Genomic DNA, 23,549 nt, shown 5'->3' with positions numbered 1-23,549 from the left:
TTATGTTGACCATTCTGCCACGGGGCTGCAACAACTACGGTTTACTCCGAGTTTTTCTGACAGCCTGGCTTGACGCTATCCGCTGTTGGGATTTGTCCCTATAATCCCAACGACTTGTATTCAGATAAGACACCGCACTGGATTAAGATGAAAACGATTGAAGTTGATGATGAACTCTATAGCTATATTGCCAGCCACACCAAGCATATCGGCGAGAGCGCATCCGACATTTTACGGCGTATGTTGAAATTTTCCGCCGCATCACAGCCTGTCACTCCGACGGCGAAAGAGGTGCGCGCAGCGCAACCCGCTATCGTTGAAGCGAAGCCGGTCAACCCCGTAAAAGATAAAGTACGCGCCATGCGCGAACTTCTGTTGTCCGATGAATATGCAGAGCAGAAGAAAGCGGTAAATCGCTTTATGCTGGTACTGTCTACACTTTACTCACTGGACAACAACGCGTTTGCAGAGGCAACGGATTCGTTGCACGGTCGCACACGCGTATATTTTGCGGCAGACGAGCAGACTCTGCTGAAAAATGGTAATCAAACCAAGCCGAAACACGTGCCAGGCACACCGTATTGGGTGATTACCAACACCAACACCGGCCGTAAATGCAGCATGATTGAACACATCATGCAATCAATGCAATTCCCGGCGGAATTGATTGAAAAGGTTTGCGGCACAATCTAATCGTTGCATTAAAAGGACCAGGCAATGGCAATCCATAAGCGTGCAGGTCAGCCTGCGCAACAGAGTGATTTAATTAATGTCGCCCAACTGACGGCGCAATACTATGTTTTGAAACCGGAAGCAGGGAATGCGGAACACGCGGTGAAGTTCGGAACGTCCGGACATCGCGGCAGTGCCGGTCGCCATAGTTTTAATGAACTGCACATTCTGGCCATAGCTCAGGCGATTGCTGAAGAGCGTGCGAAAAACGGCATCACTGGCCCTTGCTATGTGGGTAAAGATACTCACGCACTGTCCGAGCCCGCTTTTATTTCCGTTCTGGAAGTTCTGGCGGCGAACGGTGTTGATGTCATTGTTCAGGAAAACAACGGCTTTACGCCGACGCCTGCTGTTTCGAATGCAATCCTGGTCCATAACAAAAAAGGCGGTCCGCTGGCTGACGGCATCGTGATTACGCCGTCCCACAACCCGCCGGAAGATGGCGGCATTAAATACAATCCGCCCAATGGCGGCCCGGCGGATACCAACGTCACCAAAGTGGTGGAAGACAGGGCTAACGCGCTGCTCGCGGATGGTCTGAAAGGCGTGAAACGCATTTCTCTGGAGGCGGCAATGACCTCCGGCCATGTCAAAGAGCAGGATCTGGTGCAGCCGTTTGTTGAAGGGCTGGCAGATATTGTCGATATGGCGGCGATTCAAAAAGCGGGCCTGACGTTGGGCGTCGATCCGCTGGGCGGCTCCGGTATCGAATACTGGAAGCGTATTGCCGAGCATTACAAACTCAATCTGACCATCGTGAACGATCAGGTTGATCAGACGTTCCGCTTTATGCACCTGGATAAAGACGGCGCTATCCGTATGGACTGCTCCTCCGAGTGCGCGATGGCGGGTCTGCTGGCGCTGCGTGATAAGTTTGATTTGGCGTTTGCCAACGATCCAGATTACGACCGTCATGGCATCGTCACACCGGCAGGGCTGATGAACCCGAACCATTACCTGGCGGTTGCCATCAACTACCTGTTCCAGCATCGTCCGCAGTGGGGCAAAGATGTCGCAGTCGGCAAAACGCTGGTCTCTTCTGCAATGATTGACCGTGTGGTGAACGATTTGGGCCGTAAGCTGGTGGAAGTGCCGGTCGGTTTCAAATGGTTTGTTGACGGTCTGTTTGACGGCAGCTTCGGTTTCGGTGGTGAAGAGAGCGCGGGGGCATCTTTCCTGCGTTTCGACGGTACGCCGTGGTCTACTGACAAAGACGGTATCATCATGTGTCTGCTGGCGGCGGAAATCACCGCTGTCACCGGTAAAAACCCGCAGGAACACTACAACGAACTGGCGGCTCGCTTTGGTGCGCCGAGCTATAACCGTTTGCAGGCAGGTGCAACGTCCGCACAGAAAGCGGCTTTGTCCAAACTGTCCCCGGAAATGGTCAGCGCCAGCATGCTTGCAGGTGATCCGATCACTGCACGTCTGACGGCGGCGCCTGGCAACGGCGCATCCATTGGCGGTCTGAAAGTGATGACCGACAACGGCTGGTTTGCCGCGCGTCCGTCCGGTACTGAAGACGCTTACAAGATCTACTGTGAAAGTTTCCTCGGTGAAGAACATCGCAAGCAGATCGAGAAAGAAGCTGTTGAAATTGTCAGTGAAGTGCTGAAAAACGCCTAAACACGCAATTTCCTGAATGAAGAAAGGAGCCTCGTATGGCTCCTTTTTTATGGCATAAACCGGTAACCGATTCCTGTCTCGGTAATAAAGTGGCGGGGGCGGGCGGGATCCTGTTCCAGCTTCTGCCGTAAATGTCCCATATAAATGCGCAGATAGTGGCTGTGTTCGACGGCATTCGGCCCCCACACCTGATTCAACAACTGGCGTTGGGTTAATACTTTGCCCGCGTTATTCAACATCACCGCCAGCAGGCGAAATTCAATCGGCGTCAGATGGATCTCTTCTTCGCCGCGATGCACAAGTCTTGCGGTCAGATCCACCTTCACGTCGGAAAAACAGACGACCGGCTCGGGAGAAGGGCTGGCGGAATGGCGGCGTAAAGCGACACGTAAACGCGCCTGCAGTTCGCCAATACCAAAGGGCTTACTCAGATAGTCATCGGCACCGGCATCCAGCGCGGCGATTTTGTCGCTCTCTTCACTGCGGGCAGAAAGCACGATAACGGGGATAACGCTCCACTGGCGCAGATCGCGAATAAAATCAATACCGTCGCCATCCGGTAAACCAAGATCGAGAATGATCAGGTCGGGCTTTCGCGTCGCGGCTTCCAGTAAACCGCGCTGCAGCGTATCGGCTTCATAGACACGCAGTCCGTCGCCTTCCAGCGCGGTACGCAGAAAACGACGAATGGCCTGTTCATCTTCAACAATCAAAACGTTTGTCACATATCCTCATGAAAATCTTCAAGTTCAGGGGGAGATTCTTGTGGCAGTGTAACACGGAAACAGGCACCGCCCTGCGGTCGATTATGCGCAGCGATAGTACCGCCGTGCACCTCGACAATCGCCTGGCAAATCGCCAGACCCAGCCCAACGCCCGGTACCGCAGACTCTTTATTTCCCCGGGCGAACTTATCAAAGATGCTGTGCTCTTGCCCTTGCGGGATGCCAGCGCCGTTGTCCCATACATCCAGAGTCAGGTGATTTTCCTCAATGTGGGCATCAATGCCGATCGTTGCCTGTGCGCCGGCGTATTTAACCGCATTTTCCAGCAAATTGATCAGCACACGTTCAAACAGCGGGCCGTCGACGTGAATGAGCGTTAGCGGCTCCGGCAGCGAAAGATTGATCGGATGCGCTAATCCCGGCTCCAGCATTTGCAGGGCGCTGCCAACCACCTCTTCCAGCGTCAGCCACTCCTTCTTAAGATTAAACCCACCAGACTGAATGCGCGCCATATCCAGCAGATTATTGACCAGCCGCGTGGTGTTGAGCACATGTTGGCGGATCTCGTTGGCCTGACGGGCATGCGGTGATCCTTCGCTCGCCAGATCGAGGGTCAGGATTTCCGCCTGACCAAACAGCACGGTCAGCGGCGTGCGTAAATCGTGAGAAAGCGCGGCGAGCAGGGCATTACGCAGGCTTTCGCGCTCGCTGGCGAGCCGGGCCAGTTCTTCACTGGTCGTGAGCATCAGACGTTCAAGGGCGCTGGCGACCAGCAGGGTAAATGTTTCCAACAGTCGTTGCTGTTCTGGGATCATCAACTGGCGAAGATTATCCGGTTCGACAACCACCAGACCATGCGTTTTATCGGCGCTTTTTAAGGGCAGGATCTGATACGGCACGCCGGGCAACGTGTCCGTACCCGCACCGGCAGGCTGACCTTTATCAAAGCTCCACTGGGCGATGGCATCATCCCAGGGCGTGAGTCCCTGTTGCTGCGTCAGGGGCCTCAACTTGCCGTTTTCATCGGGCAGTAAAAGCTGGCTGCGCGCCTGAAATGTGGAGGCGATAAACTGCTCGCTGGTGGTCGCGATATCCAGTCTGCTACGCCCAACCGCCAGCGCTTTCGACATTTCGTAAAGATGGCGGGTGCGTTGTTCCCGGTAGCGGGCGACGCGGGCCTGATAACGTACCCCGGCCGTCAGATTCCCAATCACCAAACCGACCGTTAACATCACGGCAAAGGTCAGCAGATACTGTACGTCTGAGACGGCGAGGGTGCCACGGGGAGCAATAAAAAAGAGGTCGAAACTGACAACGTTAATTACGGTCGCCACCACTGACGGCCAGCGACCGTAAAAGAGGGCGATCACCACCACGCCCAGCAGATACAGCATCACCAGGTTCGCGGCGTCAAAAGTCATCAGCCACTGCATGGCGATAAGGGTGGTGAAGGCACAAAGTGCGGCAGCGACGATGCAGCCCTGGATTTGTACCCGCCATTTGTCTTTAAAGGCGCGGGTGTCGGGGGCGTGCGTCAGTGTGCGGGCGGGCGGCTCATCCAGCGCAACAATGACCTGATCGAGATCCGGCGCGCGTTTTGCCAGCCGCTCGGCAAAGGAATCGCTACGCCACCAGCGGCGTGTGGTGGGGCGCCCCATAACGATTTTGCCGAGATTATGTTCTCTGGCATAGCGCACGATGGCTTTCTCTTCCGCAGGGTCGGAAAGCGTGGCGGTTTCAGCGCCCAGCTCCTGGGCCAGTCGCAGCGCACTGAGGATCGCCCGTCGTTGTTTTTCTGGTAACCGGTGCAGCGCGGGCGTTTCCACATACACCGCATGCCAGATGCTCCCAAGCCGCGAGGCCAGCCGGGCCGCCGCACGTACCAGCTTTTCGCTGCCGGTATTATGTCCGATACACAGCAGGATGGCATCGCGGGTATGCCAGACCTTTTCTTCCCCCTGACGGTCGCGCCATGCGCGCATCTGATCGTCTACCCGATCGGCGGTACGGCGTAGCGCCAGCTCACGCAGGGCAATCAGATTCCCTTTGCGAAAGAAATGCTCGATCGCCCGTTCTGCCTGACCGGCGATATAAACTTTGCCTTCGTTGAGGCGCTGGCGAAGATCGTCAGGAGGCAGGTCGACCAACACCACTTCATCGGCAGCATCAAAAAACGGATCGGGGACGGTTTCACGGACGTGAATCCCCGTTACACCGCTGACGACGTCGTTCAGACTTTCCAGATGCTGGACGTTCACGGTGGTAAAAACGTCGATCCCCGCTTCCAGCAGTTCTTCAATATCCTGCCAGCGACGGGGATGACGTGAGCCTGGCGCGTTGCTGTGCGCCAGTTCATCCATCAGTATCAGCGCCGGACGGCGAGCAAGGGCGGCATCGAGATCAAATTCACTGATATGCCGTCCACGATGCGCATGGCGTTTGAGCGGGAGGATGGCGAGTCCCTCCAGCAGCGCAGCGGTCTCTTTGCGCCCGTGGGTTTCCACCACGCCGATAAGTATATCCAGCCCTTGCGCCCGTAGCCGCTGCGCTTCTGCCAGCATCGCCCATGTTTTGCCGACGCCCGCGCAGGCACCGAAGAATATTTTCAGCTTTCCCCGGTGGGGGGCGCTGGTCTGCTCCAGCAGGCGATCCGGGTCAGGACGCAAGGGTTCGTCGTTCATGTCGCTTAGTGCCCCTGTGACGCATCCAGCGCCAGGTTGAGTTCAACAATGTTTACCACCGGCTGTCCGATAAAACTCGCCAGCGGTTTTTGCGTATATTTTGCAACCAGCTGCGCCACCTCTTCAACGGGACGCTGACGCGCTTTCGCGACGCGCGGGATTTGCCAGGCCACCGCGGCGGGCGTCAGATTGTTGTCCAGGCCGCTGGCGGAGGCGGTCACCAGTTCCACCGGTACCGTTGGGCTGGCCTGTGGGTTGGCCGCGCGCAATGCGGCAATGCGGCTCTGCAGTTGTTTATCCAGTTCAGGATTGCTGACAGCCAGATTACTGCCACCCGAAGCCATTGGATTATAGGGCATTTCAGCCGTAGCGGACGGACGCCCCTGAAAATAACCTGCGCCGGTAAATGCCTGACCTATCAGCGCGGAACCGCGCACGCTGTTGCCATCGCGAATGAGCGAACCGTTGGCCTGATCAGGGAACCACCATTGGCTCAGGGTGGTCGTCAGCAACGGATAAACGCCGCCAGTGATAACCGTCAGAAACAGTAACGTGGATATTGCAGGACGAAATCCAGCCATCAGAAACCTCACACCAGACCCAGCAGGGTCAGCAGTAAATCAATCACCTTGATACCGATAAATGGCACAACCAGACCGCCCAGACCATAAATCCACAAGTTGCGGCGTAGCATGGCTGAGGCGGATAACGGCTTGTAGCTCACGCCTTTCAGCGCCAGTGGGATCAGAAACACAATGACCAGCGCGTTAAAAATGACTGCACTGAGGATCGCGGAATCCGGCGAATGCAGGTGCATCACGTTCAGGGCATTCAACTGCGGATAGGTCGTTGCAAAAGCCGCCGGAATAATCGCGAAATACTTCGCCACGTCATTGGCGATACTGAACGTCGTCAGCGAACCGCGCGTCATCAGCATCTGTTTACCAATGTGGACCACTTCAATCAGTTTGGTGGGGTTAGAGTCCAGATCCACCATGTTGCCAGCTTCTTTCGCCGCCTGAGTCCCGGAGTTCATTGCCACCGCGACGTCGGCCTGGGCCAGCGCTGGGGCATCGTTGGTGCCATCTCCGGTCATCGCCACCAGACGACCTTCCGCCTGATACTGGCGGATCAGCGCCAGTTTCGCTTCCGGCGTGGCTTCTGCGAGAAAGTCATCAACACCGGCCTCCGCCGCGATCGCCGCCGCTGTCAGACGGTTATCACCGGTGATCATCACTGTTTTGATACCCATCTTGCGCAGTTGGGCGAAGCGTTCTTTTATTCCCCCTTTGACGATATCTTTCAGCGCAATCACGCCGAGCACGCGGGAACCTTCGACAACCACCAGCGGCGTGGCGCCCTGGCGGGCGACGTTATCCACTTTTTGTTCGACATCGGCAGGAAAATGACCGCCGTTGGCTTCAACGTGGCGACGAATAGCGTCCACCGACCCTTTACGGATCATCCGGTTATCAATATTGATCCCGCTCATGCGGCTTTGGGCGGTAAACGGCACAAAGGTGGCATGCAATGACTGAACGTCACGAACGCGCAGATTAAATCGCTGTTTGGCGAGGATGACGATACTGCGGCCTTCCGGCGTTTCATCCGCCAGAGAAGAAAGCTGCGCGGCATCGGCCAGCGTTTTTTCATCTACGCCCTGGGCAGGCAGAAAATCGGAAGCCTGACGGTTGCCGAGGGTAATGGTGCCGGTTTTATCCAGCAGTAAGACATCCACGTCACCGGCGGCTTCCACTGCACGACCGCTGGTGGCAATCACGTTCGCCCCCAGCATACGGCTCATCCCCGCCACCCCGATTGCCGAAAGCAGCCCACCGATGGTGGTGGGGATCAGGCACACCAGCAGGGCAACCAGTACCGTTACGCTGACGGCGTTTCCCCCCCAGGCGGTAAAGGGCCACAGGGTCGCCGTCGCCAGTAAAAAGACGATGGTCAGGGCAATCAGCAGGATGGTGAGCGCAATTTCGTTGGGCGTTTTGCGCCGCTGGGCGCCTTCCACCATCGCGATCATCCGGTCGAGGAACGTCTCGCCGGGGTTGACGCTACATTCGATAACCAGCCAGTCGGAAAGAATACGTGTCCCGCCGGTCACGGAGGCGAAATCGCCGCCAGATTCACGGATCACCGGCGCTGACTCCCCTGTAATGGCGCTTTCGTCCACCGACGCGCCGCCTTCGATAACCTCACCATCGCAGGGGATAATATCGCCTGCTTCCACCAGCACAATGTCGCCTTTACGCAGTTCGTCCGCCGGGACGTGATCCATTTTTGCGCCATATTTCGGCTCGCGCAGTTTGCGGGCAAACGCGGTTTTTTTGACGCCTTTCAGGCTATTGGCCTGGGCTTTGCTGCGTCCTTCTGCCAGCGCCTCGGCGAAATTGGCGAACAGCACCGTCACCCACAGCCACAGGCTGATGGCACCCGTAAACAGAGGATTGCCCGGCATATGTCCGGTTGCGATGGCCGCCGTTATCAGGGTGGTCAGCAGACTGCCAATCCAGACGATGAACATCACCGGGTTGCGCCATTGTGCGTGCGGATTTAACTTTTTCACGGCATCGAGAAGCGCCTGAGCGACCAGGGAGGGTTCGAACAGCGCCAGTTGTTTACGACTCATAACAATGTGCTCCACATCGCTCAACGTAAAGAGAGGTGTTCTGCCACCGGACCAAGCGCCAGGGCAGGAATAAAGGTCAACGCACCGACCAGCAACACCGTACCGATCAACAGCCCAACAAATAACGCGCCGTGCGTGGGTAATGTGCCGGGACTGGCGGGCTGGATTTTTTTATTCACCAGCGACCCGGCAATCGCCATCACCGGAATAATGACGCCGAACCGGCCAACAAACATGCAGAACGCCAGCAGGCAGTTCCAGAAAGGGGAGTTGGCGCTCAGGCCTGCGAAGGCGCTACCGTTATTGTTTGCGGCGGACGAGATGGCGTACAGCACCTCGCTGAAACCGTGCGGACCCGGGTTGAGCATGCCGCTGCGTCCGGCGTCCGTCATCATGGCGAGTGCAGTACCGAGCAAGACCAGCGCGGGCGTGACCAGAATCGCCAGCGCGGTCATTTTCATTTCGCGCACGTCGATTTTCTTACCCAAATACTCCGGTGTACGGCCAATCATCAGCCCGGCGATAAACACCGCCAGCAGCACAAACAGCAGCATGCCGTAGAGACCAGACCCAACGCCGCCGAAGACCACTTCGCCAATTTGCATCAGCCACATCGGCACCATACCGCCCAGTGCGGTGAAGGAGTCGTGCATGGCAACGACCGCGCCGCAGGATGCCGCTGTCGTCACCACGGCATACAGACTGCTGGCCAGGACCCCAAAGCGACTCTCTTTGCCTTCCATGTTGAGGCTGCTGTCAGCGCCCAGCGACAACAGATGGGGATTGCCCTGGACTTCCGCCCACATCACCACCGCCACACAGACCACAAAAATCAACGACATCGCCCACAGCAGGGTGCGTCCCTGTCGGCGATCGCCCACGGCGTCGCCAAACGCAAAGCACAGCGCGGTAGGGATCAAAAAGATCGCCAGCATTTGTACCATGTTGGTCAGTGCCGTAGGGTTCTCAAACGGATGCGATGAGTTGGCATTGAAGAACCCGCCTCCGTTGGTGCCGAGCACTTTTATCGCTTCCTGCGATGCAACCGGCCCCATCGGCAAGATCTGTTTTGCCCCTTCAAGCGTGACAAAAGGCTGCCCGGCGGAGAGGTTTTGCAGTGCGCCTTGCTGAACAAAAAACAGCGCAATGAGCAGTGAAATGGGTAGCAGTATCCACAATGTGATGCGGATAAGATCCACCCACGCATTGCCCAGCGTGCTGATGTTCTGGCGCATAAAGGCGCGGATCAGCGCGAAGATCACCGCAATACCGGTCGCAGCGGAGAGGAAGTTCTGTACCGTAAGGCCGACCATCTGACTGAAGTAGCTTAGGGTGGTCTCCCCGCTGTAAGACTGCCAGTTGGTATTGGTGACAAAACTGACCGCCGTATTCAGCGCCAGATGCCAGGAGAGGCCCGGCAGTTGCTGCGGGTTGAATGGCAGCAGGTTTTGCCCGATCAACATGAAAAACAACACCACCAGGCCCAGTAAATTCAGCATGAGGAGAGCCAGCAAATAGCGCTGCCAGTTCATCTCTTCAGCCGGGATTCCCAGACTCCGCCAGAGCAGACGTTCGACACCGCCTACGCCCGGTAGCGGCGTATTGTTGATAAGCCTGGCCAGTCCAGACCCTAAAGGTCTGGCGACCACAAACAGCACCAGTAAAAAGCTGGCAATGAGTAAAAATCCTGAAGCGGCCATCAGAATGCCTCCGCATTAATCAAGGCATACACCAGATAAACCAATAACAAGAAAACCAGCCCGATGCCGATTATCACGCCTGTACTCACAGAGCACCTCCCGTGGCATTTTGTTTTGATATCCAGAGGGTAGGATTTTGGTTGCAAAGATTTCGCAAAAATCCGGGGGGCGGGTATAAAAAAAGTATAAAAATAGAAAAGACCATTATTTAACTAATGGTTAGTTTTAATTTAACTTTCTCGTAACTTAATTACAGGAGTGAATGTAAATAAAGCTTAAATAGCTAAAAATAAGTGGTCGGATGAGTAGTAAAATTACACGAAAAGCGATACTATTTTCATCAGTTAATCAAGTTCATTTTTCCGGTGCGTTTCACCGGCCAGATAAAGGGGAGAAAAGTATGGAACTCTATAAAGAATATCCTGCACACATTGTCTTTTTACGCCGTACTTTTGCCGTTGTGGCGGGTGTACTGGCGCTGCCAGTGATGTTGTTCTGGAAAGACCGCGCCCGTTTTTATAGCTATCTGCACCGCGTCTGGTCGAAAACCAGCGATAAGCCGGTGTGGATGGATCAGGCTGAAAAAGCCACCTGCGATTTCTATTAATTGATCGTCGCCTGAAAAGGCGCTCAACAGTAATGTGGCGGTGACAATCGATTAAGGAATGAGGGAGAATCTGTCACTCTGGTGAAAGGTGACGTTCACCTTATGTCCATAGCCTCTCTGCAATCACTATACCTGTGAACGTGCAAGGGAGGCTCACCGCCGCCTCCCTGCGGGTTCCCCCGGCCTTACGGAAACACGTCGGCAATTTTCGGTCGGACTCTCCTCACACCTGACCACCAGAGCAAAAGGTTCTCCCTCATTCCTTAATTGACCCGCATTACCCCCGCACTGTGACTGTCCTTATGTCTACACTTATCTCAGTAACGAAAAAGGAGCTGTGATGAGTGAGAAAATCCCTGTCGGCATCAGCGCCTGTTTATTAGGCGACGCGGTTCGCTTTGATGGCGGACATAAACGACTGGCATTTGCCGTTGAAACGTTGTCTCCCTGGGTACGTTTTGAAGCGGTTTGCCCGGAAATGGCGATCGGCCTGCCGGTACCCAGACCCGCATTGCGTCTGGTGAAAGATGACGGGGGCACCTTCGCGCTACGCTTTAGCGATCGGCGGGAAGGGAACCTGACCGATGCCATGACCACGTTCAGCCATACGCGTATAGCTGGATTCGAACATTTGTGCGGATACATTGTTTGCGCCAAATCGCCCAGTTGCGGGATGGAGCGCGTACGTGTCTACGATGCTGACGGTAAAAACAACCGTAAGGCCGGACGCGGGATCTACACCTCGATTTTAATGGAAACCTTTCCGTGGCTGCCGGTGGAAGAGGACGGGCGGCTGCACGATCCGCAACTTCGTGAAAACTTTGTCGAACGCATCTATGCGTTGCATGAACTGAATGAAATTCGTCAACAGGGACTGACCCGGGCAGCATTGTTGGGCTATCACAGCCGCTACAAACTGTTGCTGCTGGCGCATTCACAGCCAGAATATCGGGAACTGGGGCGTTTTGTGGCGGCTATCCACGACTGGCCGGATCTGGACATTTATTTCACCGAGTATCGCCTGCGACTGATGAAGCTGCTCTCGCACCCCGCCACCCGGCGTAATCACACCAATGTTCTGATGCATGTTCAGGGATATTTCCGTAAGCAATTGAATGCCCGTCAAAGACAGGAGCTGACTGCGCTTATCGAGGGGTATCGCCTTGCGACGCAACCGCTGCTTGCGCCGATCACGTTACTCAAACACTATATGGCGGAGTATCCGGATGCCTACCTTTGTGGGCAACGTTACTTTGAACCCTGGCCTGAGGCCCTGCGTTTGCGCTACGGAAGCTAAACGTATTACTGATTCAGGAGTGTTATGACCACCCATCTGGTCTGGTTTCGTCGCGATTTACGTCTGCATGATAATCTTGCTTTAGCCGCTGCCTGCCGGAATCGTTCGGCGCAGGTGCTGGCGTTGTTCATTTCTACCCCGGCGCAGTGGGCGGCGCATGACATGTCCCCACGTCAGGCGGCGCTGGTGAATGCCCAGCTCAACGCGTTGCAAACCGCGCTGGCGGAGAAAGGCATCCCGCTGCTGTTTCGTGAAGTGGATGATTTCGCAGCCAGCGTCGGTGTGGTGGCTGAGATATGCCAGCAGCACAACGTCAGCCATCTGTTTTACAACTATCAATATGAAGTGAACGAACGTCAGCGTGATGCTGCGGTAGAGCGCGCGCTAAGCCATGTTGTCTGTGAAGGATTTGACGACAGCGTGATATTACCGCCCGGCGCGGTGATGACCGGCAATCACGACATGTACAAAGTGTTCACCCCCTTTAAAAACGCCTGGCTAAAGCGACTCAAAGAGGAGATGCCTGCGTGTGTAGCGGCGCCAGGACTCCGTGACGGTGGGGCGATGTCGGGCGATGTAACGCCGTTGGCATTGACTATACCGCAACAGGATTTTGATCCGACGTTATTCCCTGCCGGGGAAAAGGCGGCCATCGCGCAATTGCGTCAGTTTTGCCAGCAGACGGCGGGCCAGTATGAACAGTTGCGCGACTTTCCCGCTATTGAAGGGACCAGTCGGTTATCCGCGAGCCTGGCGACCGGAGGGCTTTCGCCGCGACAGTGCCTGCATCGCTTACTGGCAGAGCAGCCCGAGGCTGTTGACGGCGGGGCGGGTAGCGTCTGGCTGAATGAACTGATCTGGCGGGAATTTTACCGGCATTTGGTAGCGTTTTATCCGAGGTTGTGTCAACACCGTCCGTTCATTCACTGGACCGATCGCGTGCAGTGGAACCGTAACGCTGCGCATTTTCAGGCGTGGCAGGAAGGGAAAACGGGCTATCCCATCGTCGATGCCGCGATGCGCCAGCTCAATACTACAGGATGGATGCACAATCGTTTACGGATGATTACCGCCAGCTTTTTAGTGAAAGACCTGCTGATCGACTGGCGGGAAGGAGAGCGGTATTTCATGTCGCGGCTTATTGATGGCGATCTCGCCGCTAACAATGGCGGCTGGCAGTGGGCCGCCTCGACCGGCACTGACGCCGCGCCGTATTTTCGCATTTTTAACCCAACGACCCAGGGCGAAAAGTTTGACCGTGACGGCGATTTTATTCGCCGGTGGCTGCCGGAATTGCGCACCGTGCCCGGAAAGGCCATCCACACGCCCTGGGAATGGGCGTTGAAAGAAGGCGTTACGCTGGATTACCCGCGCCCGATAGTGGATCACAAACAGGCGCGATTAGACACGCTTGCGGCGTATGATGCGGCGCGAAAGGGCGGTGCGTAGAAGAGGGCCGTCTAACGCAACTTGTGCGATCTGGTCGGTAATGACGTCTGCCAGAGCGTTACATCGGGACAGATCTGATTATTTTTGCAAGATGTTGTCTGGCTGCATAAATCCACCTGAAGCGGGGCGGGCGGGGATAAGCAAATTCCGTCTTAAAATGGCGCTAATGTTTCTCATTACGTCAAGGAAATGGCTATCGACGAACTGGCGGGAGAACGCTATTTTAACGTAATGACTACATAAGAAGGGAACAATGATGAAAAACACTGAACTGGAACATCTGATCAACGACAAGCTAAACAGTGCAGCCATCAGTGATTACGCGCCAAATGGATTGCAGGTAGAAGGGAAAACGACGGTACAAAAAATCGTGACCGGTGTAACGGCAAGCCAGGCGCTGCTCGACGAAGCCGTCCGCCTGCAGGCTGATGCGGTTATCGTTCATCATGGTTACTTCTGGAAAGGGGAATCACCGGTAATTCGTGGCATGAAGCGTAACCGCCTGAAAACACTGTTGACCCATGATATTAACCTCTACGGCTGGCACCTGCCGCTGGATGCCCATCCTGAACTGGGCAATAACGCACAACTTGCGGCGTTGCTCGGGATCACCGTGATCGGTGAAATTGAGCCGTTAGTACCGTGGGGCGAACTGACGATGCCGGTTCCGGGGCTGGAGCTGGCATCATGGATTGAAGCGCGACTGGGACGTAAACCATTATGGTGTGGGGATACCGGGCCGGAAACTGTTCAGCGTGTGGCGTGGTGTACCGGTGGCGGTCAAAGCTTTATCGACAGCGCAGCCCGTTTTGGCGTCGATGCATTTATTACTGGCGAAGTGTCTGAACAGACGATTCATTCCGCGCGTGAGCAGGGACTGCATTTTTATGCCGCCGGACATCACGCGACCGAGCGTGGCGGTATTCGTGCGTTAAGCGAATGGCTCAATGAAAACACCGATCTGGACGTCACCTTTATCGACATTCCCAATCCGGCATAAGCAACAATAAGAGGGACGAAAGTGCAACGAGCGCGTTGTTATCTGTTGGGAGAAACGGCGGTGGTACTCGAACTTGAGCCGCCGGTCACTCTGGCCACGCAAAAACGTATCTGGCGGCTGACACAGCGTCTGGTCGACTTGCCAAATGTGGCGGAAGCCATTCCCGGAATGAACAATATCACGGTTATCCTGCATGAGCCGCAAACGCTGGCGCTGGATGCCATCGAGCGCCTGCAGCGCTGGTGGGAAGAGAGTGAGGCGCTGGAGCCTGACTCACGTTTTATTGAGATTCCGGTGACTTACGGCGGCGCGGGAGGGCCGGATCTGGCCGAGGTGGCCCGACACAGCGGCCTGAGTGAGAAACAGGTGGTTGAACTGCATTCATCCGTTGAGTACGTGGTCTGGTTTTTAGGTTTTCAGCCAGGTTTTCCCTATCTTGGAAATTTACCAGAACAATTACACACCCCGCGACGCGCTGAGCCGCGTCTGCTTGTTCCGGCAGGTTCCGTTGGCATTGGCGGCGCGCAAACGGGGATTTACCCCTTGCCGACGCCAGGCGGCTGGCAGTTGATCGGTCATACCTCGCTAAAACTGTTTGACCCTTTGCAGGATGAACCTATTTTGCTGCGTCCCGGAGATAGCGTGCGATTTGTTCCGCAGAAGGAGGGCGTATGCTGAAGATTATTCGTGCGGGTCTGTACACCTCCGTGCAGGATGGCGGGCGTCATGGTTTTCGTCAGTCCGGGATCAGCCATTGTGGCGCACTGGATAAACCCGCCTTGCAAATCGCCAATCTGCTGGTGGGCAATGATGCCAATGCCGCAGCGCTGGAAGTGACGCTGGGTCAGCTGGTGGTGGAGTTTATGGCGGATGGCTGGTTTGCCCTGACCGGCGCAAGCTGCGAAGCGCGACTGGACGACAAACCCATCTGGACAGGCTGGCGGCTGCCGATGAAGGCCGGACAGCGTCTGACGCTGAAACGACCGGAACACGGGATGCGCAGCTATCTGGCTATCGCGGGCGGGATTGACGTTCCACCGGTGATGGGTTCATGCAGTACCGATCTGAAAGTGGGGATCGGTGGTCTGGAAGGTCGACTGTTAAAAGACGGGGATCATCTGGCGACAGGAAAACCTGCACGGCAATTCAGCGGTCCGCAGGGGGTTAAGCAATTGCTGTGGGGGAACTGGATCCGTGCGCTGCCTGGCCCGGAATATCATGAATTTGATGCCGCCTCGCAGGAGGCATTCTGGCGCTCGCCCTGGCAACTCAGCCCGCAGAGTAACCGGATGGGCTATCGTTTGCAGGGGCAGCCGTTAACTCGCACCACGGATCGTGAACTGGTGTCCCACGGATTACTGCCTGGCGTCGTGCAGGTGCCGCACAATGGTCAGCCGATAGTCCTGATGAATGATGCTCAGACAACGGGGGGCTATCCGCGGATCGCCTGCATTATTGAAGCCGATATGTACCATCTGGCGCAAATTCCCCTCGGGCAACCGATTCATTTCGTTCTGTGTTCGCTGGAGGAGGCGCTAAAAGCACGCCGGGATCAGCAACGTTACCTGGAACAGCTCACATGGCGACTCAATGATGAAAATTGACCTCAATGCCGACTTAGGTGAAGGCTGCGCCAGCGACAGCGAACTGCTCACGCTGGTCTCCTCGGCCAATATCGCCTGCGGATTTCACGCGGGCGATGCGACAACCATGCTGGTCAGCGTACGTGAAGCGCTAAAAAATGGTGTGGCGATTGGCGCGCACCCCAGTTTTCCGGATCGGGAAAACTTTGGTCGTACCGCCATGTCGCTACCGCCGGAAACGGTGTATGCGCAAACGCTGTATCAAATTGGCGCGCTGGCGGCCATGACCCGGGCGGAAGGCGGCGTGATGCGTCACGTTAAACCGCATGGCATGTTGTATAACCAGGCGGCCAAAGACGCGCTGTTGGCAGATGCCATTGCCCGGGCGGTGCATGCCTGCGATCCGACGTTGATTCTGGTGGGACTGGCCGGCAGTGAATTGATCCGCGCGGGCGCACACTATGGCCTGACGACGCGCCAGGAGGTATTCGCCGATCGAGGCTATCTGGCGGATGGCAGTCTGGTTCCACGCACCCAACCCGGCGCGCTTATCGAAGACGAAGAACAGTCTCTGGCGCAAACCCTGGAGATGGTGCAGTCCGGGCGAGTCAAAAGCATTACCGGCGAGTGGGCGAAGGTGGTGGCGCAAACGGTGTGTCTCCACGGTGATGGCGAGCACGCACTCGCTTTTGCCCGCCGCTTGCGCGTCGCGTTCAACGCCTGTGCTATTCAGGTTGGCGCATAAAGTATTAATATCTATATAAAACAATAATATAACACGCAACATAACTGACAGGAATGGATTATGGAAGATGCAGTCGCACTCTGGCCACTGATGGGGATCGCCGTCATTGTGGTGGGTTTTCTCTTACGCTTTAACCCGGTATTGGTGGTCATCGTTGCCGGGATCGTCACCGGACTGGCGGCGCATATGCCGATCGCCACGATCCTTGAAAAACTGGGGGAAGGTTTCCTCAATACCCGCAATCTGCCGTTTATCTTGCTGATCCCGCTGGCCGTTATTGGTCTGCTGGAACGCCACGGGTTGAAAGAACGCGCCCAGGCGTGGATTGCCAAAATCCACAGCGCCACGGCGGGACGCCTGCTGATTGTTTATCTGTTTGTTCGTGAAGCGACCGCTGCGCTGGGACTGACCAGCCTCGGCGGCCACCCGCAAATGGTGCGCCCGCTGCTGGCACCGATGGCGGAAGGGGCGGCGGAAAAAAATTACGGCGAGCTCCCCGGGGCGGTGCGTTACCGCCTGCGGGCGATGTCGGCGGCGACCGACAACGTTGGGCTGTTCTTTGGCGAAGACATTTTCGTCGCCTTTGGCGCCATTATTTTCATGCACAATTTTATGCTGGAGTCGGGAGGGATCCAGACTGAACCGCTGCACATTGCCCTGTGGGGGATCCCGACGGCGATCTGCGCTTTCCTGATCCACGCAACAAGGCTATGGCGGCTGGACAACTATCTGCAGCGAGAAATGGCGAAAGTGAATACCGTTACGGCCAGCAAAGGAGAAGCACAATGAATTTTCAGCAAAGCTATCTCTACTGGCTGGCCGGTGTGGTGTTGCTGCTGGTCGCCGTGATGTCATGGCGGGATAAAGCCAATCCGCGCCGTTTAACGACCGGATTGTTCTGGGGCGTTTATGGCCTGCTGTTTTTATTGGGCGACTGGACATATTCGCTGGTTGGCGACAAACGTACGGTGCATATCGCTGTTGGCGTGGCGGTGGTACTGATGGCGCTGATTGCCGGTTTCGGCGGCGTGAAACTGGGCCGCTATCACCAGCGTACCCGCGAGCAGCGTGAGGAGAGCGCCACCCGGCTGGGCAACCGTCTGTTTTATCCGGCGCTGGCGATCCCGGTGGTGACAGTGATTGGCGTACTGATGTTCAACCATATCCCCGGCTTACAGGATGCGCTGTTTGGCCCCGGCAATCACTCCACGCTGGTCACGCTGTTTTCGATGACGGCAGGAACATTGATCGGTCTGGGGATGGCGATAAAAATGACCCGCGAGAGTGTTCATCAGCCGATTCAGGAGGCGCGCCGTCTGCTGGATTCTATTGGCTGGGCTTTCATTTTGCCGCAAATTCTCGCCACGCTGGGATTACTGTTTACGGCGGCGGGCGTTGGCAGCGGGATTTCGTATCTTACTCAGCACTACCTTGCCGTTGACAGCCGCTTTGTCGCTGTCGCGGTCTACACCATCGGTATGGCGCTGCTGACCATGGTGATGGGTAACGCGTTTGCTGCCTTCCCGATTGTGACGGCGGGCATTGGCATTCCGATTCTGGTGTTGCAACACGGTGGTAATCCGGCGGTGATGGCGGCCATCGGCATGTTCTCCGGCTATTGCGGAACGTTAATGACGCCGATGGCGGCCAACTTCAACATCGTACCGGCTGCGCTGCTGGAGCTGCCGGATAAAAACGCGGTCATCAAAGCGCAGGTGCCGACCGGCGTGCTGCTGCTGTTGGTCAACGTGTTCCTGATGTATTTCCTGATGTTCCTGTAAGGAGGGGCGCAATCCATGAAAACGGTATTAATCACCGGATTTGAACCCTTTGGCGGCGAGCCGATTAATCCTTCCTGGGAAGTGGTCTCGCGACTCGACAATGCTATCATCGCAGGATGCCGGGTGGTGGCGCGGCAACTGCCGTGCGTGTTTGGCGAATCGCTCACGGTACTGAGCGCTGCCATTGATGCGCTGTCACCTTCGCTGGTGCTGGCTGTCGGTCAGGCGGGTGGACGTGCGGATATTACGGTCGAGCGGGTGGCGATCAATGTTGATGATGCCCGTATCCCGGATAACCGTGGCAAGCAGCCGGTTGATGAGCCGATAGAGGCGCAGGGACCTGCGGCCTGGTTTAGTACGCTGCCCATCAAAGCGATGGTGGCGGCGATGCGCGAAGCGGGCGTTCCGGCCTCGGTGTCGCAAACGGCGGGGACGTTTGTCTGTAACCACGTAATGTACGGTCTGCTGCATAAACTAAACGCCAGGCCGGAGGTGAAGGGGGGATTTATCCATATCCCTTATTTGCCAGAACAGGCAGCGGCGCATCCCGGCGCGCCGAGTATGGCCGCAGCAACGGTACGTCAGGCACTGGAAATCGCCATTACCACAGCGTTACAGGTAGAAAATGATATCGCCGTCACGGGCGGCGCAACCCATTAAGTAAGGACAAAACATGCCAGAAGGCCCGGAGATCCGCCGTGCGGCGGATAGTCTGGAGGCGGCAATCAAAGGCAAACCGCTGACGGACGTCTGGTTTGCTTTTGATCGGTTAAAACCGTATCAATCACCGCTGATTGGGCAAACCGTCACCCGGATGGAGACGCGGGGAAAAGCGTTGCTTACCCACTTCTCCTCAGGACTCACCCTCTACAGCCACAATCAGCTTTATGGTGTGTGGCGGGTGGTCGATACCGGAACGCTTCCACAGACCTCGCGGGTGCTGCGCGTCAGGTTACAAACGGTCGATAAAACCATCCTGCTTTATAGCGCATCCGATATCGAGATGCTGACTCCCGAACAACTCACCACACATCCGTTTCTGCAACGGGTCGGACCCGATGTGCTGGATCCGTGTTTAACGCCGCAGACCGTTGAAGCCAGGCTGCTTTCACCACGTTTTCGCAATCGCCAGTTGTCCGGACTTCTGCTGGATCAGGCGTTTCTTGCCGGACTGGGAAACTATCTGCGGGTGGAGATCCTCTGGCAGGTGGGATTGAACGGGCAGCATAAGGCGAAAGATCTCAGTGATTCGCAGCGCGTGGCGTTATCTCACGCGTTACTCGATATTCCGCGTCTCTCCTATGCGACGCGTGGGCAGGTGGAGGAGAATACACACCACGGCGCGCAGTTTCGCTTTAAGGTGTTTCATCGCGATGGCGAAGCCTGTGAACGCTGCGGTGGGATTATCGAAAAAACGATGCAGTCATCCCGACCCTATTACTGGTGCCCGACTTGTCAACGGTAGCGCCACAGGTTACCTTTGCGCACCGCTTTTCAGGCATTGAGCAGGAGAGAAAATGGATTTTCGGCGTTTTTATTGTGTTGCATTACTTTTTATCTCTGGCGGTATCCCCGTCGTGTTTGCCAACGACAGCCAACCTGTCGCGCAGGAAGGCCGCGCGTTACCCATCAACTCCCCGGTTGAGGCGCTGGTGCAAAGGCTTAATGGCACTCAGTGGCACTATGAGTCGGTCAGCCGGGAATCGCTGATGGGGGAATCTGGTCACCCTGATTCCTTTTACCAACAGACTTTTGCCGACAAACCGATCGCTTTCAAAGAGCGTGAGATGATGTTCGGTACTGCGTGTCGTTTGTCCTGGCAGCCCTACTTTCAGACGCCCGTGAAGTATTATCACAGCAATAGCACTGTCGAACTCTACACATCCCTGTTTGCCAGTGTCGGTCTGAAACTTCCCGATGAGTTGACGATTCTGGAGACAGCATCGCCCCAGGGAGAGTGTCCGGTTGCGGGCGTTGAGTTACTCGATTTTGGCAGCAAACTGGCCTTTTTATATGAAGATAAAATCGTCACTTACACTCGCGGCGCCAATACACAGGCCGCAAAACCGGATATCCGCAAGTGTGAGTCAGGGCCGCGGGATATGGAATATGTCTATGAACATGGGGCAATGACGCGCTGTTTTTACCCTGGTATGTCGATGAAACAAGCCTACGAGGCGCACAGAAAAGCGCGGTCAGATAGCGAAAGTCTGCTGCCAACGTTGACGCCGGGTAAAGACCTTGCCGTTGAAAAACTGGGTGATACCGAACGCGTGGAATATCAGTGGCAAGGGGATAACGTTTTGCACATTACGCAGCTTTTTCCGGGCGGGACGACGGAATTTATACTTGAGTCGGCAACGACGGGAACCACCGTAACGGAGACCGCATTCCCGGATTAACCGGTTTCTTTATGACAAGGGCCGTTTCGGCGCATGGGCTGAAATAAAGCGTGCCACGGCCGGCCCGGTCAGCAAAATGCTAAACAGCCTCAGGGTCTGCATCGCCATGATCAGCGCCATGTTGGCGTTGCTGCCAGCGGCGATCACCGCAACCGTATCCAGTCCCCCAGGGCTGGTGGCAAGCCAGGCGGTCATAAAATCAATCTGCATATAGTGGGCGAGCCCCCAGGCCATAACCGCACAAATCGCCATCAGAGCAAAAATAGAGAGCAGGATCTGCGGTAGCGGGCGCAATGCCATAAAGAAGACTTGCCTGTCGAATCCCAGCCCAATACGCCAGCCAATCGCCATGTAAGCCGCCGCCAGTAGCCATTCAGGCAATTCAATTTCAATGATCCCACCTGAATGCAGCACTGCGCCAACCAGCATCGGCAACAGCATCGTACCGGAAGGAATACGTAGCACGCGCCCGGCAACGCCTGCGACAGCGGCAAGCAGCAGGGTGGTCAACAGGTTCAGGTTGAGCGGCGGAAACCAGACCAGCGTCTGATTCAGGGATTGTGCGTCGGCACCGAGCATCAGGCGAGCCACCAGGATTGCCGCACCCGCCACAAACAGTACCCGCAGATACTGCATAAACGCTACCAGTCGAATATCTGCGCCGTAGTCCTGCGCCATTGCGACCATCGCCGCCGCCCCGCCGGGGGATGAGCCCCACGCGCCGGTATTACCCGGTAGTGCGCTGTAGCGCACCAACAGCCAGCCGACCGCCGCACTGGAGAGCAGCGTGACCAACAGGATTGCCAGCACGACCGGCCAGTTTATCGCCAGGGTGGTCAGTATCGAGCCGGTCATGTTTTGCGCAATCATGCAGCCAAGAATCGCCTGCGCGGCAAGAAAAGCAGAACGGTGAAGGCGGAGAGTGACACCTTTCAGACTGAATATAATGCCGGCGATCATCGGGCCGAGGAGTAGAGCCGCCGGGAGATGGAAGAAGAGAAAAACTAACGAGAGCAGGAGAGAGAGTAGAAATAACGAACTCCACTGCAAAACGGGCATTTCATGCTCCCTGGTATTTTTGTGAGATGTATCGATACAGCATAGAGAAGGCCGGGGGAGAAAAAAATATCAGCCATCAATAAAATTTGAGGAAAGGGCGGTGAAGGTATAAAAAAACGCGCCCGCAGGCGCGTTTTGCTGAGCGTAAAAATTAACGCTTGATCGCGGATTTGAAATCGCGTTTTTCGTAGCCGGTGTACAGCTGACGAGGACGCGCGATCTTCATGCCGTCGGTGTGCATTTCGTTCCAGTGCGCAATCCAGCCAACGGTACGCGCCATCGCGAAGATGACGGTGAACATGGAGGACGGAATACCCATCGCTTTCAGAATGATACCGGAATAGAAGTCTACGTTCGGGTAGAGTTTCTTCTCGATGAAGTACGGGTCATTCAGTGCGATGTGCTCCAGCTCCATTGCCACTTCCAGCAGGTCATCTTTGGTGCCCAGCTCTTTCAGTACTTCGTGGCAGGTTTCGCGCATTACGGTCGCACGTGGATCGTAGTTTTTGTAAACACGGTGACCGAAGCCCATCAGGCGGAAAGAGTCGTTCTTGTCTTTCGCGCGACGCACGAATTCCGGAATGTGCTCAACGGAGCTGATTTCTTCCAGCATCTTCAGTGCCGCTTCGTTCGCACCACCGTGAGCCGGTCCCCACAGGGAGGCGATACCCGCAGCAATACAGGCGAACGGGTTCGCGCCTGAGGAGCCTGCGGTACGGACAGTGGAGGTTGATGCGTTTTGCTCGTGGTCGGCGTGCAGGATCAGGATACGGTCCATTGCGCGCTCAAGTACCGGGTTCACTTCGTACTCTTCGCACGGCGTGGAGAACATCATACGCAGGAAGTTACCGGCATAGGAGAGGTCGTTGCGCGGGTAAACAAACGGTTGACCGATAGAATACTTGTAACACATTGCTGCCATGGTCGGCATTTTGGACAGCAGACGGAATGCAGCAATTTCACGGTGGCGCGGGTTATTCACGTCCAGAGAGTCGTGATAAAACGCCGCCAGCGCACCGGTGATCCCACACATGACCGCCATCGGATGAGAATCGCGACGGAAGGCGTGGAACAGGCGAGTAATTTGCTCGTGGATCATCGTATGGCGGGTAACAGTAGTTCTGAACTCGTCGTACTCTTCCTGAGTCGGCTTCTCGCCGTACAGCAGGATATAACACACTTCCAGATAGTTGGACTCGGTCGCCAACTGATCGATCGGGAAGCCGCGATGCAGCAAAATACCTTCATCACCGTCGATGAACGTAATTTTGGATTCGCAGGATGCGGTAGAGGTAAAACCTGGATCAAAAGTGAACATACCTTTTGAGCCAAGGCTACGAATATCAATAACGTCTTGACCTAGCGTGCCCTTCAGCACATCCAGTTCAATAGCAGCATCACCATTTAGGGTGAGCTTTGCTTTTGTATCAGCCATTTACGGTCTCCTTAGCGCCTTATTGCTTAAGACTGCCGGAACTCACATTTGCCTTCGTACATCAATGAACCGTTACCAGTTTGTTATTT

22 protein-coding genes are annotated in these 23,549 nt (G+C 55.8%); 14 read left to right on the top strand and 8 right to left on the bottom strand.

Translation table 11 applies throughout. The features are described 5' to 3' along the window. The first annotated feature begins 147 nt into the window (after positions 1-147). Together seqA and pgm are read left to right on the top strand one after the other, a co-directional pair. Positions 148-693 carry a replication initiation negative regulator SeqA gene (gene seqA / locus NNO04_RS04355; protein ID WP_271443640.1) on the top strand — a complete coding sequence of 182 codons (546 nt, stop codon included), beginning with the start codon at positions 148-150 and terminating at the stop codon, positions 691-693. A 24-nt stretch (positions 694-717) separates the two neighbouring features. Beyond that, positions 718-2,358 (top strand): phosphoglucomutase (alpha-D-glucose-1,6-bisphosphate-dependent), encoded by a 1,641-nt coding sequence (gene pgm, locus NNO04_RS04350; RefSeq protein WP_271443639.1) that lies wholly within the window; start codon positions 718-720, stop codon positions 2,356-2,358. 47 nt (positions 2,359-2,405) lie between these two features. On the opposite strand, the gene kdpE is transcribed toward pgm, so the two are convergent. Genes kdpE through kdpF form a run of 6 tightly spaced genes read right to left on the bottom strand, consistent with a single transcriptional unit; the run spans position 2,406 to position 10,191 of the window. Continuing rightward, positions 2,406-3,083 carry a two-component system response regulator KdpE gene (gene kdpE, locus NNO04_RS04345; protein ID WP_271443638.1) on the bottom strand — a complete coding sequence of 226 codons (678 nt, stop codon included), beginning with the start codon at positions 3,081-3,083 and terminating at the stop codon, positions 2,406-2,408. Further along, the gene (kdpD, locus tag NNO04_RS04340; protein ID WP_271443637.1) at positions 3,080-5,764 is read right to left on the bottom strand and encodes a two-component system sensor histidine kinase KdpD; all 2,685 of its coding nucleotides are present in this window, start codon (positions 5,762-5,764) and stop codon (positions 3,080-3,082) included. The genes kdpE and kdpD overlap by 4 nt, the downstream gene beginning before the upstream one ends. 5 nt (positions 5,765-5,769) lie before the next feature. Further along, the gene (kdpC, locus tag NNO04_RS04335; RefSeq protein ID WP_271443636.1) at positions 5,770-6,345 is read right to left on the bottom strand and encodes a potassium-transporting ATPase subunit KdpC; all 576 of its coding nucleotides are present in this window, start codon (positions 6,343-6,345) and stop codon (positions 5,770-5,772) included. 8 nt (positions 6,346-6,353) lie between these two features. Next, positions 6,354-8,402, bottom strand: a complete 2,049-nt coding sequence (kdpB, locus tag NNO04_RS04330; RefSeq protein WP_271443635.1) for a potassium-transporting ATPase subunit KdpB — start codon at positions 8,400-8,402, stop codon at positions 6,354-6,356. A 20-nt stretch (positions 8,403-8,422) separates the two neighbouring features. Beyond that, a complete protein-coding gene (gene kdpA / locus NNO04_RS04325; protein ID WP_271443634.1) occupies positions 8,423-10,102 on the bottom strand; it encodes a potassium-transporting ATPase subunit KdpA in 1,680 nt (559 codons plus the stop codon). Further along, positions 10,102-10,191 (bottom strand): K(+)-transporting ATPase subunit F, encoded by a 90-nt coding sequence (kdpF, locus tag NNO04_RS04320; protein WP_162382540.1) that lies wholly within the window; start codon positions 10,189-10,191, stop codon positions 10,102-10,104. The genes kdpA and kdpF overlap by 1 nt, the downstream gene beginning before the upstream one ends. A 311-nt stretch (positions 10,192-10,502) precedes the next feature. Here kdpF and NNO04_RS04315 point away from each other — a divergent pair, with 311 nt between their 5' ends. The 12 genes from NNO04_RS04315 (at position 10,503) to NNO04_RS04260 (ending at position 20,966) form a co-directional block, all read left to right on the top strand. Continuing rightward, positions 10,503-10,709 carry a YbfA family protein gene (locus NNO04_RS04315; protein ID WP_135322654.1) on the top strand — a complete coding sequence of 69 codons (207 nt, stop codon included), beginning with the start codon at positions 10,503-10,505 and terminating at the stop codon, positions 10,707-10,709. 340 nt (positions 10,710-11,049) lie between these two features. Beyond that, positions 11,050-12,006, top strand: a complete 957-nt coding sequence (locus NNO04_RS04310; protein ID WP_271443633.1) for a YbgA family protein — start codon at positions 11,050-11,052, stop codon at positions 12,004-12,006. A gap of 24 nt (positions 12,007-12,030) precedes the next feature. Further along, on the top strand, positions 12,031-13,455 hold the full coding sequence (phrB, locus tag NNO04_RS04305; protein WP_271443632.1) for a deoxyribodipyrimidine photo-lyase: 1,425 nt from the start codon (positions 12,031-12,033) through the stop codon (positions 13,453-13,455). Positions 13,456-13,711: 256 nt separating this feature from the next. After that, positions 13,712-14,455: a radiation resistance protein YbgI gene (ybgI, locus tag NNO04_RS04300; RefSeq protein ID WP_271443701.1), complete on the top strand. Its 744-nt coding sequence runs from the start codon at positions 13,712-13,714 to the stop codon at positions 14,453-14,455. A 21-nt stretch (positions 14,456-14,476) separates the two neighbouring features. Then, positions 14,477-15,133 carry a 5-oxoprolinase subunit PxpB gene (gene pxpB / locus NNO04_RS04295; RefSeq protein WP_271443631.1) on the top strand — a complete coding sequence of 219 codons (657 nt, stop codon included), beginning with the start codon at positions 14,477-14,479 and terminating at the stop codon, positions 15,131-15,133. Further along, positions 15,127-16,059, top strand: coding sequence for a 5-oxoprolinase subunit PxpC (pxpC, locus tag NNO04_RS04290; RefSeq protein ID WP_271443630.1), 933 nt, complete (start codon positions 15,127-15,129; stop codon positions 16,057-16,059). The genes pxpB and pxpC overlap by 7 nt, the downstream gene beginning before the upstream one ends. Next, positions 16,049-16,783, top strand: coding sequence for a 5-oxoprolinase subunit PxpA (pxpA, locus tag NNO04_RS04285; protein ID WP_271443700.1), 735 nt, complete (start codon positions 16,049-16,051; stop codon positions 16,781-16,783). Before pxpC ends, pxpA begins: the two co-directional genes overlap by 11 nt. A gap of 60 nt (positions 16,784-16,843) precedes the next feature. Beyond that, positions 16,844-17,572 (top strand): DUF969 domain-containing protein, encoded by a 729-nt coding sequence (locus NNO04_RS04280; protein ID WP_271443629.1) that lies wholly within the window; start codon positions 16,844-16,846, stop codon positions 17,570-17,572. Continuing rightward, entirely contained in the window at positions 17,569-18,564 is a 996-nt protein-coding gene (locus NNO04_RS04275; RefSeq protein WP_271443628.1) for a DUF979 domain-containing protein, read from the top strand. Before NNO04_RS04280 ends, NNO04_RS04275 begins: the two co-directional genes overlap by 4 nt. 15 nt (positions 18,565-18,579) lie before the next feature. Next, positions 18,580-19,224, top strand: coding sequence for a pyroglutamyl-peptidase I (gene pcp, locus NNO04_RS04270; protein WP_271443627.1), 645 nt, complete (start codon positions 18,580-18,582; stop codon positions 19,222-19,224). A gap of 13 nt (positions 19,225-19,237) precedes the next feature. Continuing rightward, the gene (gene nei / locus NNO04_RS04265) at positions 19,238-20,029 is read left to right on the top strand and encodes an endonuclease VIII (RefSeq protein ID WP_271443626.1); all 792 of its coding nucleotides are present in this window, start codon (positions 19,238-19,240) and stop codon (positions 20,027-20,029) included. A 52-nt stretch (positions 20,030-20,081) separates the two neighbouring features. Beyond that, complete coding sequence (locus NNO04_RS04260) at positions 20,082-20,966, top strand: hypothetical protein (RefSeq protein WP_271443625.1); 885 nt, start codon at positions 20,082-20,084, stop codon at positions 20,964-20,966. Between the two features lie 9 nt (positions 20,967-20,975). Here the strand turns inward: NNO04_RS04260 and NNO04_RS04255 are convergent, their stop codons facing one another. Both NNO04_RS04255 and NNO04_RS04250 read right to left on the bottom strand, forming a co-directional pair. Next, positions 20,976-22,025 carry an AbrB family transcriptional regulator gene (locus NNO04_RS04255; RefSeq protein WP_271443624.1) on the bottom strand — a complete coding sequence of 350 codons (1,050 nt, stop codon included), beginning with the start codon at positions 22,023-22,025 and terminating at the stop codon, positions 20,976-20,978. Positions 22,026-22,176: 151 nt separating this feature from the next. Next, positions 22,177-23,460 (bottom strand): citrate synthase, encoded by a 1,284-nt coding sequence (locus NNO04_RS04250; protein WP_271443623.1) that lies wholly within the window; start codon positions 23,458-23,460, stop codon positions 22,177-22,179. Positions 23,461-23,549 lie beyond the last annotated feature (89 nt).

The organism is Citrobacter sp. Awk 4 (assembly GCF_028069725.1).
In the GTDB taxonomy this organism is placed as follows: domain Bacteria; phylum Pseudomonadota; class Gammaproteobacteria; order Enterobacterales; family Enterobacteriaceae; genus Citrobacter_D.
Note: the sequence above shows the minus strand (reverse complement) of the source record. Positions and strands in the feature narration are given on the sequence as shown.

Bases quoted from the DNA above. Each gene is read 5' to 3' on its own strand.
- seqA (WP_271443640.1), top strand. From the start codon at position 148: ATGAAAACGATTGAAGTTGATGATGAACTCTATAGCTATATTGCCAGC.
- pgm (WP_271443639.1), top strand. From the start codon at position 718: ATGGCAATCCATAAGCGTGCAGGTCAGCCTGCGCAACAGAGTGATTTA.
- kdpD (WP_271443637.1), bottom strand. From the start codon at position 5,764: ATGAACGACGAACCCTTGCGTCCTGACCCGGATCGCCTGCTGGAGCAG.
- kdpC (WP_271443636.1), bottom strand. From the start codon at position 6,345: ATGGCTGGATTTCGTCCTGCAATATCCACGTTACTGTTTCTGACGGTT.
- kdpB (WP_271443635.1), bottom strand. From the start codon at position 8,402: ATGAGTCGTAAACAACTGGCGCTGTTCGAACCCTCCCTGGTCGCTCAG.
- kdpA (WP_271443634.1), bottom strand. From the start codon at position 10,102: ATGGCCGCTTCAGGATTTTTACTCATTGCCAGCTTTTTACTGGTGCTG.
- NNO04_RS04315 (WP_135322654.1), top strand. From the start codon at position 10,503: ATGGAACTCTATAAAGAATATCCTGCACACATTGTCTTTTTACGCCGT.
- NNO04_RS04310 (WP_271443633.1), top strand. From the start codon at position 11,050: ATGAGTGAGAAAATCCCTGTCGGCATCAGCGCCTGTTTATTAGGCGAC.
- phrB (WP_271443632.1), top strand. From the start codon at position 12,031: ATGACCACCCATCTGGTCTGGTTTCGTCGCGATTTACGTCTGCATGAT.
- ybgI (WP_271443701.1), top strand. From the start codon at position 13,712: ATGAAAAACACTGAACTGGAACATCTGATCAACGACAAGCTAAACAGT.
- pxpC (WP_271443630.1), top strand. From the start codon at position 15,127: ATGCTGAAGATTATTCGTGCGGGTCTGTACACCTCCGTGCAGGATGGC.
- pxpA (WP_271443700.1), top strand. From the start codon at position 16,049: ATGAAAATTGACCTCAATGCCGACTTAGGTGAAGGCTGCGCCAGCGAC.
- NNO04_RS04280 (WP_271443629.1), top strand. From the start codon at position 16,844: ATGGAAGATGCAGTCGCACTCTGGCCACTGATGGGGATCGCCGTCATT.
- NNO04_RS04275 (WP_271443628.1), top strand. From the start codon at position 17,569: ATGAATTTTCAGCAAAGCTATCTCTACTGGCTGGCCGGTGTGGTGTTG.
- pcp (WP_271443627.1), top strand. From the start codon at position 18,580: ATGAAAACGGTATTAATCACCGGATTTGAACCCTTTGGCGGCGAGCCG.
- nei (WP_271443626.1), top strand. From the start codon at position 19,238: ATGCCAGAAGGCCCGGAGATCCGCCGTGCGGCGGATAGTCTGGAGGCG.
- NNO04_RS04260 (WP_271443625.1), top strand. From the start codon at position 20,082: ATGGATTTTCGGCGTTTTTATTGTGTTGCATTACTTTTTATCTCTGGC.
- NNO04_RS04255 (WP_271443624.1), bottom strand. From the start codon at position 22,025: ATGCCCGTTTTGCAGTGGAGTTCGTTATTTCTACTCTCTCTCCTGCTC.
- NNO04_RS04250 (WP_271443623.1), bottom strand. From the start codon at position 23,460: ATGGCTGATACAAAAGCAAAGCTCACCCTAAATGGTGATGCTGCTATT.